The 17,668-nt window shown below is 54.9% G+C and carries 10 protein-coding genes; 7 read left to right on the top strand and 3 right to left on the bottom strand.

Annotation, left to right across the window (positions count from 1 at the left end):
* Nucleotides 1–139 precede the first annotated feature (139 nt).
* Both MKY64_RS19475 and MKY64_RS19470 read left to right on the top strand, forming a co-directional pair.
* Nucleotides 140–1,369, top strand: a complete 1,230-nt coding sequence (locus MKY64_RS19475) for an ATP-binding protein (RefSeq protein WP_340955155.1) — start codon at nucleotides 140–142, stop codon at nucleotides 1,367–1,369.
* Nucleotides 1,370–1,373: 4 nt separating this feature from the next.
* A complete protein-coding gene (locus MKY64_RS19470; RefSeq protein ID WP_340955152.1) occupies nucleotides 1,374–7,082 on the top strand; it encodes a HAMP domain-containing protein in 5,709 nt (1,902 codons plus the stop codon).
* A 127-nt stretch (nucleotides 7,083–7,209) separates the two neighbouring features.
* Here the strand turns inward: MKY64_RS19470 and MKY64_RS19465 are convergent, their stop codons facing one another.
* Nucleotides 7,210–8,247, bottom strand: coding sequence for a LacI family DNA-binding transcriptional regulator (locus MKY64_RS19465; protein ID WP_340958133.1), 1,038 nt, complete (start codon nucleotides 8,245–8,247; stop codon nucleotides 7,210–7,212).
* A 317-nt stretch (nucleotides 8,248–8,564) separates the two neighbouring features.
* Between MKY64_RS19465 and MKY64_RS19460 the strand changes: the two genes are divergently transcribed.
* The 4 genes from MKY64_RS19460 (at nucleotide 8,565) to MKY64_RS19445 (ending at nucleotide 13,652) form a co-directional block, all read left to right on the top strand.
* Nucleotides 8,565–10,097, top strand: coding sequence for a DUF5605 domain-containing protein (locus MKY64_RS19460; protein ID WP_340955151.1), 1,533 nt, complete (start codon nucleotides 8,565–8,567; stop codon nucleotides 10,095–10,097).
* A gap of 1 nt (nucleotide 10,098) precedes the next feature.
* The gene (locus MKY64_RS19455) at nucleotides 10,099–11,136 is read left to right on the top strand and encodes a Gfo/Idh/MocA family protein (RefSeq protein WP_340955149.1); all 1,038 of its coding nucleotides are present in this window, start codon (nucleotides 10,099–10,101) and stop codon (nucleotides 11,134–11,136) included.
* Nucleotides 11,137–11,315: 179 nt separating this feature from the next.
* Complete coding sequence (locus MKY64_RS19450; protein ID WP_340955147.1) at nucleotides 11,316–11,981, top strand: serine/threonine protein kinase; 666 nt, start codon at nucleotides 11,316–11,318, stop codon at nucleotides 11,979–11,981.
* Nucleotides 11,982–12,128: 147 nt separating this feature from the next.
* Nucleotides 12,129–13,652 (top strand): glycoside hydrolase family 43 protein, encoded by a 1,524-nt coding sequence (locus tag MKY64_RS19445; RefSeq protein ID WP_340955145.1) that lies wholly within the window; start codon nucleotides 12,129–12,131, stop codon nucleotides 13,650–13,652.
* Between the two features lie 74 nt (nucleotides 13,653–13,726).
* Here MKY64_RS19445 and MKY64_RS19440 read toward each other — a convergent pair whose 3' ends face one another.
* Nucleotides 13,727–14,587 (bottom strand): helix-turn-helix domain-containing protein, encoded by an 861-nt coding sequence (locus MKY64_RS19440; protein WP_340955143.1) that lies wholly within the window; start codon nucleotides 14,585–14,587, stop codon nucleotides 13,727–13,729.
* A gap of 129 nt (nucleotides 14,588–14,716) precedes the next feature.
* On the opposite strand from MKY64_RS19440, the gene MKY64_RS19435 reads away from it, so the two are divergent.
* Entirely contained in the window at nucleotides 14,717–16,432 is a 1,716-nt protein-coding gene (locus MKY64_RS19435; protein WP_340955141.1) for an ABC transporter substrate-binding protein, read from the top strand.
* Between the two features lie 103 nt (nucleotides 16,433–16,535).
* Here the strand turns inward: MKY64_RS19435 and MKY64_RS19430 are convergent, their stop codons facing one another.
* Nucleotides 16,536–17,432 carry an AraC family transcriptional regulator gene (locus MKY64_RS19430; RefSeq protein WP_340955139.1) on the bottom strand — a complete coding sequence of 299 codons (897 nt, stop codon included), beginning with the start codon at nucleotides 17,430–17,432 and terminating at the stop codon, nucleotides 16,536–16,538.
* Nucleotides 17,433–17,668: the final 236 nt, after the last annotated feature.

Genomic DNA, 17,668 nt, shown 5'->3' with positions numbered 1-17,668 from the left:
TGCTCTTTTGATTATCTGCGCTCAGGGAAAGTTCACACTAAGAATAATGGGGTTTCGTTATTTGAAATTTTGGGTATATAAGCTATATTTTCGAAATATAAACGCAAGGCATGCTACAAGCTGGAAAGTGAGGGTTCTCATGGATTTTCCGGTCAACATCCTGCTCGTAGACGATCATCCCGAGAATCTGCTTGCCCTTGAGGCCGTTCTCCGCGGAGAGCCTTACCGGTTGTTTCGGGCCTATTCCGGGATTGAAGCTTTACGCTGTCTGCTGGAGGAGGAATTCGCCGTCATTGTGATGGATGTGCAAATGCCGGATATGGACGGGCTGGAGACGGCGCGCCTAATCCGTACCCGGGAGAAGAATCATGTGGTGCCGATTATTTTCATGTCCGCTAACAGTACGACGATGGAGGATATCTTCTCAGGTTACTCTGTGGGTGCGATGGATTACATGACGAAGCCCTTCGTCCCGCAGTTGTTCAAGTCCAAGATTGAGGGCTATGTCAGCATGTATGAAGCGAATAAGACGCTGCAGCTCCAGAGCGAAATGCTGAAGCAGCAGGCGCGGCAGCTGGAGAAGACGAATCAGGAGCTTCGGGAAGCGAAGGAAGCGGCAGAAGTTGCCTCCAAGGTGAAATCGGAATTCCTGGCGATGATGAGCCATGAAATCCGCACGCCGCTGAACGGGATCATCGGGATGTCTGATCTGCTGCTGGCCTCTGATCTGCCGGAGGAATATAGTGAGATGGCGGGGATTATCCACACGAGCAGCAATGCCCTTCTGTCGGTGATCAATCCCATTCTCGATTATTCCAAGCTGGAAGCCGGGAAGCTGGTGGTGGAAGATGCGCCGTTCTCTCTGCAGGACTGCCTGAGTGAGACTATTGCTCTGTTCACTGCTAAGATCCGTGAGCGGAAGCTTGACATGGTAGTGGAGATTGATCCTGCTGTGCCGCCTGATCTGGTGGGAGATGTGAACCGCCTCCGCCAGGTGCTGAATAATCTCGTAGGCAATGCCGTGAAGTTCACCCATGCAGGCAGTGTATACATAATGGTTAACAAGCAGGAGGGACCGGCGGAGAAGCTTACGCTTGAATTCACGATCAGAGACACAGGAATCGGGATTCCCCCGGATAAAATCGGCGAGCTGTTCCAGCCCTTCTCCCAGCTCGATGCCTCTACCACACGCAGGTTCGAAGGCACGGGGCTTGGCTTATCGATCAGCAAAGCACTGGTTGAGCTGATGGGCGGAAGCATCCGGGTCGAGCCATCGGAGGAGCCCGGGGCTACGTTTGTTTTTACAATTGTCGTTCGTGAGCATCTTGGATTGGAGCAAAAATACGTGCTGAATAAGGGGCAGGGTTGATATTATGAGCGATGACAACCAAATCAAAGAAAACCAGGGCGATGGAATAGACGCAGGTGAACTGCTGAGCGCCTTAATGGCGATGAAGAAGGGCAATTTCTCCCACCGGATGCCTTATGACCGGACAGGGCTCGCCGGTAAGGTAGCCGATACGTTCAACGAGATTATGGAGATTCAGGAGAGCCTGGTGAACGAGGTTCAGACGGTGGCCAGAGTGGTCGGCAAGGAAGGGAATCTGTCCAGACGGTTCGTGCAGAAGAACCTGGGCGGGTCCTGGGAGACGGTTACTGATTCCTTGAACGGGCTGGTCATTGACCTGATTCAGCCGACCAGCGAGATGGTCCGGGTGATTAACGCCGTAGCCAAGGGCGATCTGTCCCAGCAGGTGGAGCTGGCGATTGAAGGACGGCCGCTTACGGGCGAGTTCCAGCGAACGGCAAGCAATATCAATAGGATGGTCAATCAGCTCAGCACGTTCGCTTCCGAGGTTACACGTGTAGCGCGTGAGGTGGGTACCGAAGGTATTTTGGGCGGACAGGCTGATGTAAAGGGGGTCTCCGGCACCTGGAAGGACCTGACGGACAGCGTGAATTATATGGCGACGAATCTTACGGATCAGGTGCGCAATATCGCGGCGGTGACCACAGCCGTAGCGAACGGCGATCTGTCGAAGCAGATTACGGTCAATGCACGCGGCGAAATCATGGAGCTGAAGAATACGATCAACACAATGGTGGACCAGCTCTCCATGTTCGCCTCTGAGGTGACCCGGGTGGCGCGCGAGGTCGGGACCGAAGGCAAGCTCGGCGGACAGGCCGATGTGAAGGATGTCTCCGGCACCTGGCGGGATTTGACCGAGAGCGTCAACTACATGGCGTCCAACCTGACGAACCAGGTGCGGAACATCGCGGTGGTGACCACGGCGGTGGCCAACGGCGATCTGTCGAAGAAGATTACCGCCGATGTGCAGGGTGAAATTTTGGAGCTGAAGAACACGATCAACATCATGGTGGACCAGTTATCGACCTTTGCTTCCGAGGTGACCCGGATGGCGCGTGAGGTGGGTACGGAAGGGATTCTCGGCGGGCAGGCTGATGTGAAGGGCGTGTCCGGCACCTGGCGGGATTTGACCGAAAGTGTCAACTATATGGCGTCCAACTTAACGAATCAGGTGCGCAATATCGCGGAAGTGACCACGGCGGTAGCCAAGGGCGACTTGTCGAAGACGATTACCGTCGATGCGAAGGGCGAGATTCTGGAGCTGAAAAGCACCATTAACATCATGGTGGACCAGCTCAGCAATTTCGCCTCCGAGGTTACGCGTGTGGCGCGCGAGGTATCTACAGAAGGAATTCTCGGCGGACAGGCCGATGTGAAGGGAGTCTCCGGCACCTGGAAGGATCTGACCGACAGCGTGAACTTCATGGCTGGTACGCTGACGGATCAGGTGCGCAATATCGCCGAAGTGACGACTGCAGTGGCGAAGGGGGATCTGTCCAAGCAGATTACGGTGAATGCGACCGGCGAGATTCTGGAGCTGAAGAACACCATTAACACCATGGTGGAGCAGCTGTCGATCTTCGCCTCCGAGGTGACGCGCGTGGCGCGTGAGGTCGGCACTGAAGGGATGCTGGGCGGACAGGCGCAGGTGAAGGGCGTAGCCGGGACCTGGCGCGATTTGACCGAGAGCGTGAACTATATGGCGTCCAACCTGACGAATCAGGTGCGCAACATCGCGGTCGTAACGACAGCGGTGGCGAACGGGGACCTGTCCAAGAAAATCACTGCGGATGTGCAAGGCGAAATTCTGGAGCTGAAGAATACGATTAATACGATGGTGGACCAGCTCTCCATGTTCTCCTCCGAGGTGACGCGTGTAGCGCGCGAGGTCGGTACAGACGGCAAGCTCGGCGGCCAGGCGCAGGTGAAGGGAGTCGGCGGCACCTGGAAGGACTTGACCGAAGGCGTAAATAACATGGCCCGCAATCTGACGGACCAGGTGCGTAATATTGCAGATGTGACCACGGCGGTAGCCAAGGGTGACCTGTCCAAGAAGATCACCGTAGACGTCAAGGGCGAGATTCTGGAGCTGAAAAATACGATCAACACGATGGTGGATCAGCTCTCCATCTTCGCCTCCGAGGTGACGCGTGTAGCGCGCGAGGTGGGTACGGACGGCAAGCTGGGAGCGCAGGCCGAGGTGAAGGATGTGTCCGGCACCTGGAAGGATCTGACCGATACCGTCAACTTCATGGCGAGCAACCTGACGATTCAGATGCGCAATATTGCCGGTGTAACCACAGCGGTAGCGAACGGGGATCTATCCAAGAAGATTACGGTGGATGTCAAAGGCGAATTGCTTGAGCTGAAGAACACGATCAATACGATGGTGGATCAGCTGAATTCGTTCGCCTCTGAGGTAACGCGTGTAGCGAGCGAGGTCGGCACGGACGGGAAGCTGGGCGGACAAGCCCAGGTGCGCGGTGTCGGGGGCATCTGGAAGGATCTGACCGACAACGTGAATATTATGGCTACCAATCTGACCGATCAGGTGCGGGGAATCGCCAAGGTCGTGACAGCAGTGGCGAACGGTAACCTGAAGCAGAAGCTGACGGTGGAGGCCAAGGGCGAGATTGCCGAGCTGACGGATACGATTAATAACATGATCGAGACGCTGGCCACCTTCGCCGATCAGGTGACTACCGTGGCCCGCGAGGTTGGAGCCGAAGGGAAGCTGGGCGGTCAGGCCAGTGTGCCGGGGGCCGCAGGTACCTGGCGTGATCTGACGGACAACGTCAATTACATGGCGAGTACACTGACCACACAGGTGCGGGCCATCACCAATGTGGCTACCGCAGTGACTAACGGCGATCTGTCACGGGCGATTGATGTGTCCGCCTCCGGGGAGGTTGCCACGCTCAAGGATAACATCAACGAGATGATCCGTAATCTGAAGGAGACGACCCGCATCAACACCGAGCAGGACTGGCTGAAGACCAATCTGGCCAAGTTCTCGCGGATGCTCCAGGGGCAGCGTGATCTGTATGCAGTCAGCCGGATGATCCTGTCCGAGCTGGCTCCGCTGGTATCGATGCAGCATGGCGTCTTCTACATTAATGAACCCTCCGGCGGGGAAGCGGTCTTGAAGCTGTTCGCCAGCTATGCCTATCAGAACCGCAAGCATCTGGCGAATGAATTCCGGGCGGGGCAGGGGCTGGTCGGCCAGTGCCTGATTGAGAAGCAGCGGATTTTGCTGACCAATGTTCCGGGCGACTATGTGATGATCTCGTCCGCACTGGGCGAAGCAACGCCGCTTAATATCATTCTGCTGCCGATCATCTTCGAGGATCAGGTGCTGGCGATTCTGGAGCTGGCGACCTTCCGGCCTTATAGCGATATCGACATCGCCTTCCTGGATCAGCTTACGGAATCCATCGGCAGTGTGATCAACACGATGCAGGCGAACCAGCGTACGGAGGAGCTGCTGATCCAGTCCCAGTCGCTCACCGAGGAGCTGCAGAAGCAGCAGCTGGAGCTGCGGAGCACGAATGACGAGCTGGAGGATAAGGCGAAGCTGCTCGTACTCCAGAAGGCGGAGGTGGAGAGCAAGAACCATGAGGTGGAGGTGGCCAAGCGTTACCTGGAGGAGAAGGCGGAGCAGCTTGCCCTTACCTCCAAGTACAAATCCGAATTCCTGGCTAACATGTCCCATGAGCTGCGCACGCCGCTCAATTCCTTGCTGCTTCTGGCAGAACAGCTGGCCGAGAATCCGGATGAGAATCTGCATGAGCTGCAGGTGAAGTTCGCCAAGACGATACAGGATTCCGGGCTGGAACTGCTGAACCTGATTAATGATATCCTCGATCTGTCCAAAATCGAATCCGGCACGATCACGCCGGATTTCAGCGAAGTCTCGCTGGCGGAGCTGACGGACGGGCTGGACCGTTCTTTCCGCCATATGGTGGATGCCAAGAAGCTCGACTACCGGATCAAGATTGATCCCGGTGTACCGGCCAGCATCGCCACGGATTCCAAGCGTCTGCTGCAAATCCTGAAGAACCTGCTGTCGAACGCCTTCAAATTCACCGAGCAGGGGCAGATTATGCTGCAGATCCGCAAAGCGGCTGACGGGTGGCACCCGGATAAGGAGTCGCTTGAGCGGGCCACCACCGTAATCTGCTTCTCGGTAAGTGATACGGGAATCGGCATTCCGGCGGAGAAGCAGCAGATTATCTTCGAAGCGTTCCAGCAGGCGGACGGCAGTACGAACCGGGAATACGGCGGAACGGGTCTCGGGCTTGCCATCTCCCGCGAGATCGCCGAGATGCTCGGCGGAGAGATTAGCCTGTACAGCGAAGTGGGCAAGGGAAGCGTATTTAACCTGTACCTGCCGACAGATGCGGAATTCACTGAACCGGAGCCTCCGAAGGTTCATGTTCCGGAGGTCATTGACATTACCCCGGCCAAACGCAGAAGCAGCCTTGTCAAGCCGGAAGAGGAGCCCTTCGCGGATGACCGCGATGGGATTGAACCGGGAGACCGGGTGTTCCTGATCGTTGAGGATGACCAGAAGTTCAACGAGATCATTCTGGGGATGCTCCACAAAAAAGGAATCAAAGCGGTTATCGCCACCAGCGGCTGGGATGTCCTGGAGCTGGTTCAGAAATACCAGCCGTCGGCCATCACGCTGGATCTGCATCTTGGCGGAGATACGGACGGCTGGCTGGTGCTTCAGCAGCTCAAAAACGATATCGGGGTGCGGCATATTCCGGTCTGCGTAATGACCGTGGATGAAGACGAGGTGCAGCTGCTGCAGAAGGGGGCTTACGACTACTTCCGCAAGCCCGTGACCAATGAGGAGCTGGAGAATGCGCTGGACCGGCTGAACCGGTTCGCGGATCACACCACGGCTAATCTGCTGGTCGCCGTCCAGGATGAACAGGAGCGCAAGCATATAGCCGAGCTGCTGGACAATCCTGATCTTACACTCACCGCCGTAGAGACCGGGCGCAAAGCCTTGAACCAGTTGAACAGCAAGACGTTCGATGCGATCGTGCTGGACAGCAGCCTGGCAGACATGAATCTGATCCGCTTCCTCCGGGAGATGTACAAGAACGCCAGGAACAAAAGAATCCCTGTGCTGGTGCAGATGAACCGGAAGCTGACGCCGGAGGAAGAAACCGAATGGGATGAGCTGGCCAAGATGGCGGTGCTCAAAGAGGTGAAATCGGATGCCCAGCTGATTGATGAATCCACCCTCGCCCTGCACCGCAAGGCAGAGGATCTGCCGCCGCTCTCCAGAGACAAGCTGGTGAAGCTGTATCAATCGGATGAGATGATCGAGTATAAAAAGGTGCTTGTCGTGGATGATGATATCCGCAACATCTTTGCGCTTACCTCTATTCTAGAGCGTCATCAGATGAAGGTGATCCCTGCGGAGAACGGGCAGGATGCGATCACGCTGCTGGAGCAGACGCCGGATATCGGAATTGTCCTGATGGACATCATGATGCCGGGAATGGACGGCTACGAGACAACCCGGGCGATCCGGGAGAAGCCGGAGTGGAGGGACCTCCCGATTCTTGCGCTTACTGCCAAGGCGATGAAAGGGGACCGGGAGCTGTGCCTGGAAGCAGGCTGCTCGGATTATATTACCAAGCCGGTAAACAGCGGACAGCTGTTATCGATGATGCGTAGCTGGCTGGACGAATAGAGCAGGACGATTAGTACGGACCCTAAAACAGGTCCATGGAACAGGAACAGGAGCCAACCCCTTAGCCGCGATGATGCGGTTAGGGCTGACTCCTGTTTTTTTGCAAATAGGCTGTGAGTGTAGCTTATTAATCCGTAGAGGGTTCGAGCCGCCGGCAGGAAGCTCTCTCGATCAAGAGGGTGTCGACTTTGACCTTGGTGCTGACTGCGGACTGCCGGTGAAGAGAAGCGGTGAACAGATCCACTGCCCATGCGGCCATCCGTTCTTTCTCTACATGAACCGTGGTCAGCTCCGGGGCTACAATCTGTGATTCATTGATATTATCGAAGCCGATGACGGATACATCCTCCGGGACGGAGAAGCCCAACTCGCTGAGCGCCTTGATCGCGCTGATGGCGATGTAGTCACATTCACAGAAGAAGGCGGTGGGAAAAGGCTGTCCGCTGTCCTTCAGCTGCTGCAGCTTGTCCCGTAACGGTCCCTGAGAGGAAAATAAAGTCGGCGGCACCGCCAGCAGGCTGCTCCGGGGAATCTCCACCTGCGACTCCGCCATGGCGTCCATGAACCCGCGCTCCCGTTCCCCGAAGTTATGAATCCGCTCCTCGGATGCGATATAACCGATTCTCCGGTGCCCGTGGCCGGTCAGATAGGTGCCTGCCTGATAAGCACCCATATAATTGTTGATCTCGACAAAATGGACAGGCAGCGCATCGAAGCAGGTGTCCAGCACGATCAAGCCGGGCAGCTTGTCCGAGATATCGGCTATTCTGGCCGCATCCAGGCTGGTCCCGAGCAGAATCACGCCGCTGGTAGGCTCCTCCATCACTGATTGAATGCCCTGCTCATAGTTCTTCTCTTCAAGCGCGGAGAACATCAGACTGTAGCCCCCCATCCGGCAGCGTTCCTCGATATGATGAATCAGCTCCCGGAAGAAGGGCTGCTGATAATACTCCTCATGAACCAGTCCGGCATTGGTGAACACTAGGAACCGCAGGGTGGTGGCGTTCGCTTCGGCGGCCGCTGCTCTTCCCCTGCCGGTGTATCCGTAGGTCTCCGCCAGGCGCAGGATTCGCCCGCGTGTCTCCGGCCCGACCCCCGGCTTTCCGTTTAGCGCCAGCGAGACGGCCCCTTTGGAGACCCCGGCCAGCCGGGCAAGCTCCTCCATATTCAATGACAAGACCTCCATTCAGCATCGTAGCTTAAGTATGTTTAGTGTAAGGGAAGGCGCTAATTTTAGCAATGAAGCGTAATTTGTATTTTTGTTTAGTTATGTTTAGTGAATTTGGCATATCATCGAGGTTAATATAATAGTTGAATAAGCTGGTTTTTAGCTTGAATAAGAACGTTGACGATGGCATGAAGGTGTTGTAGGATTGCTTTATAATAAATTTATAGTTAGTGATATTAGTTTTTTTTAGTTGTTGTTTAGTTTGATGTTGCTATTTGTATATCTTAGGATTTATACAGAAGGGAGCAGGACTTATGGCTAATCCGAAGGAAGCAGGGCAGGCTGAAGCATTCCAGGGGAGGGTCTCCGTATCGGTGCCTGACCAGACTTCACAGTGGGGCGTATGTGAAATTGTACTGCAAGGAGGCCCTGCCGGGGGCAATCCGTTTACGGAGGTAGCGCTGCAGGCGGAATTTTCGATGGGAGAACGTTCGGTTCTTGTTCTGGGCTTCTATGATGGAGACGGGGTATATCGCATCCGCTTCATGCCAGAGCATCAGGGGAAGTGGACGTTCCGGACCAGCAGCAATGAGCCTGCGCTGCATGAGCTTGAAGGGGGACTGGAATGCACGGCTGCGGCAGGCGGGAATCACGGTCCGGTCCGGGTGCGGAATACTTTTCATTTTGCCTATGCGGACGGAACGCCCTATCTTCCTGTCGGCACGACCTGCTACGCCTGGACCCATCAGGGGGATGAGATGGAGCGCCAGACGCTGGACACGCTGAAAGCGTCTTCTTTTAACAAAATAAGAATGTGCGTGTTCCCGAAGTCATACTCCTATAACGAGAATGAACCGGAGTACTATCCCTATGAAGGCACGGTCGAGGCAGGCTGGGATTACAGTCGGTTCAACCCGGCGTTCTTCCGGCATCTGGAGGAGCGGATTGCAGATCTTGGGGAGCTGGGCATCGAGGCCGACCTGATCCTGTTCCATCCGTATGACCGCTGGGGCTTCGCGGATATGGGCAAGGAGGCGGATGACCGCTATCTCCGGTACCTTGTAGCCAGGCTCTCGGCGTACCGTCATGTCTGGTGGTCGCTGGCCAATGAATATGACTTCATGAGCAACAAGGTGCTGGCTGATTGGGAGCGGTATGCCCACATTGTAACGTCGTATGATCCTTACGGGCACCTGATCTCTAATCACAATGGCATTGCCTTCTATGATTTCAACCAGCCCTGGGTTACGCATTGTAGCATTCAGCGTGTGGATGCTTACAAGACCTCTGAGCATACGGATGAATGGAGACGGCGCTGGAATAAGCCTGTCGTGATCGATGAATGTGCCTACGAGGGCAATGTCGAGCATGGCTGGGGGAATATTACCGGGGAAGAGATGGTCCGCCGTTTCTGGGAAGGCGCGGTCCGTGGAGGGTATGTCGGACATGGGGAAACCTATCTGCACCCGGAGGATAAGCTCTGGTGGGCCAAGGGTGGCCGGCTGTATGGTACGAGCCCTGAGCGGATTGCTTTTCTGCGCCGCGTGCTGGAAGAAGGGCCTTCTGAGGGTCTGAACCCGCTGCCTTCGGAGTGGGATCTGCCCAGAGCCGGGGTGGAGGATGAATATGTTCTCTATTATTTCGGATTCAACCGGCCGAAGTTCCGCCAGTTCACGATGAACCCGGAGTTCCGCTATAAGGTGGAGCTGCTGGATACCTGGAACATGACGGTGGATGAGCTTGCGGGTAGCTATCAGGGAACCTTCAGGGTCGATCTGCCGGGACGGACATATATGGCGGTGAGAATGACGCGTCTGCGCGATGAGCATGACCTGGAGGCGAAATAAGATGTGGAAGGTTGGTGTTGTGGGCGCAGGGTATTGGTCGGACAAGCATTTGCAGGCATGGCAGCGTATCCCCGGCGTTCAGATTCAAGGCCTGTGTGACCTGGATTCGGTTAAGCTGCACAGTAAGGGTGAGGCATACGGGATTCCCCGGGACATGCTGTACTCTACGCTGGAAGACATGCTGTCTTCTGCGGAACTGGATATAGTAGATATTATTACTGCGCCGGATACTCATCCTGAGCTGGTCGGACTGGCCGCACGGGCCGGGAAGCATATCCTGTGCCAAAAGCCTTTTGCCCGCTCCATGGAGGAAGCCTGTGAGATGGTGGAAACGGCCCGTGCTGCGGGCGTCCGGCTGATGGTTACAGAGAACTGGCGCTGGCTGCAGCCGATTCAGGCCATCCGCAAGCTGCTGGATGAGGGAGCGGCAGGACGGCTCCAGACGATCCGCTATATCCACACGGATTATTATTCACCGCGGTTTGCCCCGGAGAATGAGCTTCCGCAGCCGTTCTTCCGGGAGATGCCGAAGCTGCTATTCTATGAGATGGGGGTTCACTGGTATGATACGTGGCGTTTCCTGTTCGGGGAGCCTAAGCGGCTATATGCGGAGACCCGGAAGGTCAGCTCTTATATTGCCGGAGAGGATGCCGGGCTGATTACACTTGGCTACGACGATTATATGGGACTGATGGATATGAGCTGGGCCACCCGGCAGAATCTGCCCGGCCCGCTAACTCTTCCGGTGCTGCCGGACCATAAGGAGCAGCTGATTATTGAAGGCGATCAGGCTACAATTAAGCTGTACAGCAGCGGCACACTCAGCCTGATTGATAACAGCGGAGCCGAGACGGTGGTTTCGGAGGACAACGGGCTTGATTTTGAAGAGAGTCATTACCGCCTGCAGTCGCATTTCATTGAATGCCTGAATAAGGGTGAGGAATTCCAGACGAGCGGCGAAGATAATCTGAAGACGCTGGAGCTTGTATTCGGAACCTACCGAAGTGCGGAGGAGCATGAGGTCATTCATTTAGCTTAACTCCAAGGTGGCGGCGTGGATAATGGGCGAGTGTACAGGTACGTTCATATATACGAAGAGCCGGAGAGCTGTTGTCCGGTTCTTCGCCATGCTTACCGGCAAGATTGGCTGATCTCCGGGGAATAGCGTACACTGGGTGGGTAGAGTCATTACTGAACTTAAGCTGCGGGGTGAGAAGGATGGACAAGCTGCTGGAGCAGATCACGGGCGAGCTGCTGGGACAGGTTAGTATTGAGAGCGTGAATCCGCTGGAGCCGGTGAAGGTCAGCGGTGTACCAAAGCCCTGGAGTGTGCTCGGAACCGGAAATTATGCGGCTGTCTTCTGCCGGCAGGGAGCCGAGGAATTCGCAGTGAAGATCTACGCGCCGGGCAGGCCGGGCATTGAGGAAGAAGCAGAAGTGTACTGCCGCCTTGGACAGCATCCGGCCTTCTCGGAGTGCTATTATGCCGGAGCGGATTTCCTGGTCCTCAAAAGGCTGGGAGGAGTCACCTTCTACGATTCCATGCAACGCGGCATTCTCATTACCGGACAGGCTATTGAAGACATCGACAACGCGCTTCAGTATGCGAGATCCCGGGGACTGCGCCCGCATGATATCCATGCCAAGAATGTGATGCTCCGGGACGGGCGGGGACTGATTGTAGATGTCTCGGATTTCCTGAAGGATGACGACTGCAGCATGTGGGAGGATTATAAGCGGCTGTATTACCGGTTGTACCAGCCGGTGGCTTCCCGCCGGGTATTTCCGGTTCCGCGCCTGATTCTGGAGACGGTCCGCAGAGGGTACCGGTTCTGGCGGCGGCGGAAGCAGAGGCGGAGCGGCTTCAATCATTTGAAAAGGTAACTATATAACATCTGCACGGAACTAAGCGCGGCCATGTCTGGATTTTGCTATTCCCGTGACTTGAAAGTGAAGGTTTGGCAGAGCGATTCCAGATATAATCGATATAGAACCTAGAATTCAATTGAAAATGGACAGGAGCGCGGCTTCATGCACTATACCAATCCCATCATATCCGGTTTCCATCCCGATCCCAGCATCTGCAGGGTAGGGGATGATTATTATCTGGTAACCAGCACATTCGAATATTATCCGGGAGTACCAGTCTTTCACAGCAGGGATCTTGTCCACTGGCGTCAGATCGGCCATTGCCTTACAACGGTAGAACAGCTGCCGCTGGAGAATTCGTGGAGCTCAGGCGGAATATTCGCGCCGACCCTCCGTTACCATAACGGCTGGTTCTATATGGTGACCACGAATGTAAGCGGGATGGGCAATTTCTTCGTCAAAACACAGCATCCGGAAGGCCCCTGGTCGGAGCCCTATCTGGTTGCGCAGAGCGGAATTGATCCTTCCCTGTACTTCGATGAGGACGGGCGCGTATATTTCCAGTCCGCCATGGACGGCGGACAGGGGAAAGGAATCTACCAGTGCGAGATTGATATCGGGACCGGGGAAATGCTGACCGGGAGTGTGCTGATCTGGACAGGAACGGGCGGCGCTCATCCCGAGGCTCCGCATCTGTACCGGAAGAACGGCTGGTATTATCTGATGATCGCCGAAGGCGGAACGGAGTATGGACATATGGAGACCATCGCCAGAAGCCGCCAGCCGTATGGCCCGTATGCTGCTTGTCCCCATAATCCGATTCTGTCCAACCGCAGTACGGCAATCAGCATACAAGCCACAGGCCATGCCGATCTGGTTGAGGCGCAGGACGGGAGCTGGTGGGCGGTGTGCTTAGGCATTCGTCCGGTCTCCTATCCGATGGGCCATCATCTGGGCAGAGAGAGCTTCCTGGCTCCCGTAACCTGGACATCCGAGGGTTGGCCGGTTATCGGGAACGGCGGCCACATCGAGCCGGTTATGGACTCGCCGCTGCTGCCGGAAGTCCGCTGGCCGGCGAAGCCCGTAAGAGACCATTTCGATGATACCCGGCTGGGGCTGGACTGGACTTTTCTGCGTAATCCGGCAGAAGGAAGCTGGTCGCTTGAAGAACGGCCGGGCCATCTCGTTCTGCATGGCCACGAGGCTACGCTGAATGAAGCCGCCGCACCTGCCTTTGCGGGCCGCCGCCTCAGCCACTTCACGGCCAATATAGCAGCAGAGCTGGATTATGAGCCGCAGCATGAAGGGGAAGAAGCCGGAATTACAGTATACAAGAACGAGAAGCATCATTATGAGCTGGTGATCCGCTCTGTCAGCGGGCGGAGAGCCGCCGTGTTCCGGCGGACGGTCGGTTCACTCCGGGTGGAGCATGTGGAGGAGTGTCCTGACGGGCCGGTCATCCTGAGAATCAAGGCGCTGCCCGGCAGCATAGAAGCCTCGGTTGAGGCACCGGATTCCGGGGTGATCAAGCTGGGGGCTGGAGAGACACATTATCTCAGCACCGAAATCTCAGGAGGGTTCACCGGGGTATTCGTCGCCATGTATGCAACGTCCGTGACGGGACAGGGCGCTCCGGCAGCGTATGACTGGTTCGATTATGAGCCGCTGGATCAGCCGGCGGTATAAGTTGTGAGCAGCAGTTCCTTGGGACATGCTGCTTTTTTTTGCGTTAAACACGTATGGACCTGGCTGCTGCACAACTACTGCTGATTGCGGTAGGCCTTCGGGGACTTGCCGTACGTTTTTTTGAAGAGACGGGCGAAGTAGTTACTGTCATTAAATCCGCACCTATAGGAGATGTCTGTAATAGGGTGTCTGGTTTGCTTGAGCAGTGAGCATGCATGTTCCAGCCGGAGACGCTGAATATAAGCAATCGGTGTAGTCAGATAATACGCCTGGAATATCCTGTTCAAATGACGGACGGAAATATCCGATTTGGCGGCAATGGCATCAAGAGTAACCGGTTCATGATAGTGATCCTCAATATAGGAGATCGCACTGGCGAGGTGCATCAGGCTGTTGTCCACGCCCTTCTCCTGAATGTCATAATGTCTGGACAGATACACGACCAGCTCCATGAATTTGGAGGCGAGCATGGTCTGATAGCCGTGCTGCTTCTGTTCATATTCGGTAATCATGCCGGCCACAAGCGATGAGACAGCCTCCAGGCTGACGATGGGGAGGTTCATTTTGCTTTTATAGGCGTTAATGCTGCGGTAAAAGGGTTCTAAGACAAACAGCGCCTGATAGCCGTTCAGCGTCCTTAAGTCCGGTCCGGCCAGCTTAAGCATGCCTGATTTGTACATAATGTTGCAAATTATGAAATCATAAGGGTCCTTATAGGCATGGGGAGTGCCGCCGTTAATCACGAATACATTGCCTTTCTTGATAAAAGCCTCTTCGTCGTTGACGATATGCGCAGCATGTCCGTTCAGCACAATGACAAGCTCGGAGAAGTCTGCATGCTGATGGAGGGAGGTGTCTTCTTCGTGCCCGCCATATTGGATAAAGAAAGGAAAATGCTCGTCAGTCGTGAACCAGTTCAAATAAACATTGCTCACAAAGCTCCCACCTCAGAAATACGTATTTGTCTATATAATGCTAGTCTGCGACTTGAAAATCAAGGTTATCCGCCAAAGGTGACGCTAAAATATAACTGTAAACGCATTCAACCAAAGGGGATGAGACGGATGAAAAAACAAATGCCAAGAAGATTAGGGATGGGTCTGCTGGCAAGTATGCTGCTCATTTCGGCAGGCTGCAGCAACAGCAGCAGTGCCGGAAATAACACAAAGAATATAACGAACGGAAATAACAGCGCAAATGATACAGCTCCCGTAACGTTTACCTTCTTTGGCGCCGATGCCAGTCCGAATTGGAACAGGATGGAGGATGATATCGGCAAGGAGATTGTTGCCAAAACAGGTGTTACCCTGAACGCGGAATATGATGTGGGCAGCGGAGGGGGACAGGACAAAATCTCAATGATGGCAGCCAGCGGAGAGTATCCTGATATGATCTATGCCAAGGGAGAGCTGGGCAAGCTGGTGGATGCCGAAGCCATTATCGACCTGACCGAGCTGATTGATAAATATGCTCCGAATATAAAGAAAGTCATGGATGGGAACATGAACCGGATGAAATACAGCAAGGATAATCAGGCGATCTATTCGATCCCGACGAATGTCGGCATTGATCAACAGAGCTTCGATGCGACGAACGGATTTCAGATTCAGCACCGCGTATTGAAAGAGCTTGGGTATCCCGAAGTCCGGACGGTGAAGGATTTCGAGAATGTCCTCAAGGCGTATGTGGCTAAGCATCCAACGACGGACGGGCAGCCGACCATACCGCTGACCGTCAATGCTGACGGCTGGAAGATCATGATTACGGTGACCAACCAGGGCGATATCACTACCGGAGGAACCAATGACGGCGAATATTATGTGAACCCTGAGACGTACGAGACGATGCTGCATTATAAGAAGCCTGAAGAGAAGGAGTACTTCCGCTGGCTGAACCATATGTACAATGAAGGGCTGCTCGACAAGGAATCCTTTGTTCAAAAGGATGACCAGTACAAATCCAAAATCTCCAGCGGCCGGGTGCTGGGGCTCACCTCAGTGGAATGGGAGTATCAGGATGCGGAGAACGCCCTGAAGGCTGCGGGCAAAGACGAATATACGTACGCCCACTTCCCGGTTACGCTGAGTGAGGAGTACAAGGATCACGCCATGCAGTCTGTCGGAGTGGACGGCTACGGGATCAGTATCACCACGGCTTGTAAAGATCCGGTCCGCGCGATTAAATTCCTGGACTGGCTCTCCTCGGAAGAAGGCCAGGTGCTGAGAAACTGGGGGATCGAAGGCAAGCATTATAATGTGGAGAACGGGAAGCGCGTCATCCCTGCCGACATTCTCGATCAGAAGGTCAACGATGCAGCAAGTTTCACCAAGGCGACAGGGGTGGGATTGTATTCCACGCTGGGAGTCCGTTATGGGGACGGTGTGAAGGATTCTACAGGCAATTACTATACTACGAACTTCCCGGAACAGATTCTGGCCGAATATTCGGATGCGGAGAAGGCGAGTCTGGCTGCGTATAACGCAACAACCTGGAAAGACCTGTTCCCGGCGGAGGATGAATTCCCGGTCAAGGAATGGGGCGCGCTGTACAATATGCCGGTGCCGACAGATGGGGATTATCAGGTAATCTATCAAAAGACGCAGGATATCGTCCATAAAAGGATTCCCGAAGCCATCCTCTCCCGCACAGCCGATTTCGATAAAATCTACGATGATTTCATTGCGGAGCTGAACAAAGCGGGTGCAGAGAAAATGGAGAAGGAATATACGGAGCTGGTTAAAGCGAGAGTCTCGCTGTTTACCGGGAAGGAGATTGAATAGCAGAGCTGCTTAGCTTACGCGGCAGATATTCAGAGATATTCAAAAAGGGCATTTCTGCGGCTAAGAAATTAGCCTGGAAGGCCCTTTTCGTTCGAGTACAGATTCAGCCCTTCGGGATCTTCCGGTAGCTTGAAGGAGAGAACCCCGAAATCTTCTTGAACAGCCTGGAGAAGTAATAAGGGTCGTTGATCCCTATAGCGGAGCCGATCTCCTTAATGCTGAGCTCGGTAAGATCGAGCAGATGGCCTGCCCGCTGGATTTTGAGCCGCAGGAAATACCCGATCGGGGAGACCCCGGTCTCAGCGTTGAAGATATAGATCAGATGCTGCTTTGACACGCCGACCTGCTTAGCGAGCTCAGGCAGGGTGAGGTTGCTGCCCAGCCGTCCGTTCATATACTGGATCGCCTGTTCCAGATACGTCCCGCGTTTCTTCTCCTGCGCGGACGGGCCTGCCGTAATGCCGATGCCGGAGAGCAGCTGTCTGGCCGTCTGGGCGATGTGCACATGGGTAGCCAGGGCGTAGGTCCGCTCAGCCAGCAGCTCATAGGCAGGAACGAACCATTCGATGAGCCGGGCCTTGCCGCTCGGGGCCAGGGCGAGGGGAGCGCCCGACAATCCGAACAGCTTCACCAGCCGGTCCGCATGATTTCCTTTGAAATGGAACCAGTAAATGCTCCATGGCTCTTCCTGCATGGCCCCGTACCGGTGCGGGGTGTGTGGAGGAATAATGACCATGTCCCCCGGCTGCATGGTCATCTGCTCCCCATGATTCAGCTCCACCCAGCCCTCCCCCGCTTCACACAAGATCAAGATATGCGACGGGCTGCCTTCCAGGCGTTCCCTGAAATGATAACGGGCATTCGGGAAATAACCAATGTCCGTAATGAACAAGGAGGCGGTCAGCTCCTCCTGTTCCAATTCCTTCATCCAGTACTCCGGCAGCACATACAGCTTCTCCTCCACAAACCCTTCCGGCTTGCGGATATGACCGTGATTCATGCCGCTTCCCCCTAACAGATAGTAGGTTAACAAGCTTACACAGAATAAGAATATAATCCATCACTTCCCGCATTTCGTCAATTGGAAACTCCCCGGCCAGCGGCTAGAGTAGAACTATCAAGTCAAGGGAGGCAGTGAAGGGCATGCAGTATGCAGGTGGCGGTAAGAAGCCGGAGGCAGCCGGGGACAACGCTGACTACGGTGGCAATGGGGATAATGCGGATAATACGGACAAT

The sequence above is a fragment of the Paenibacillus sp. FSL R7-0210 genome, assembly GCF_038009085.1.
Lineage (GTDB): Bacteria > Bacillota > Bacilli > Paenibacillales > Paenibacillaceae > Paenibacillus_AQ > Paenibacillus_AQ silagei.
Note: the sequence above shows the minus strand (reverse complement) of the source record. Positions and strands in the feature narration are given on the sequence as shown.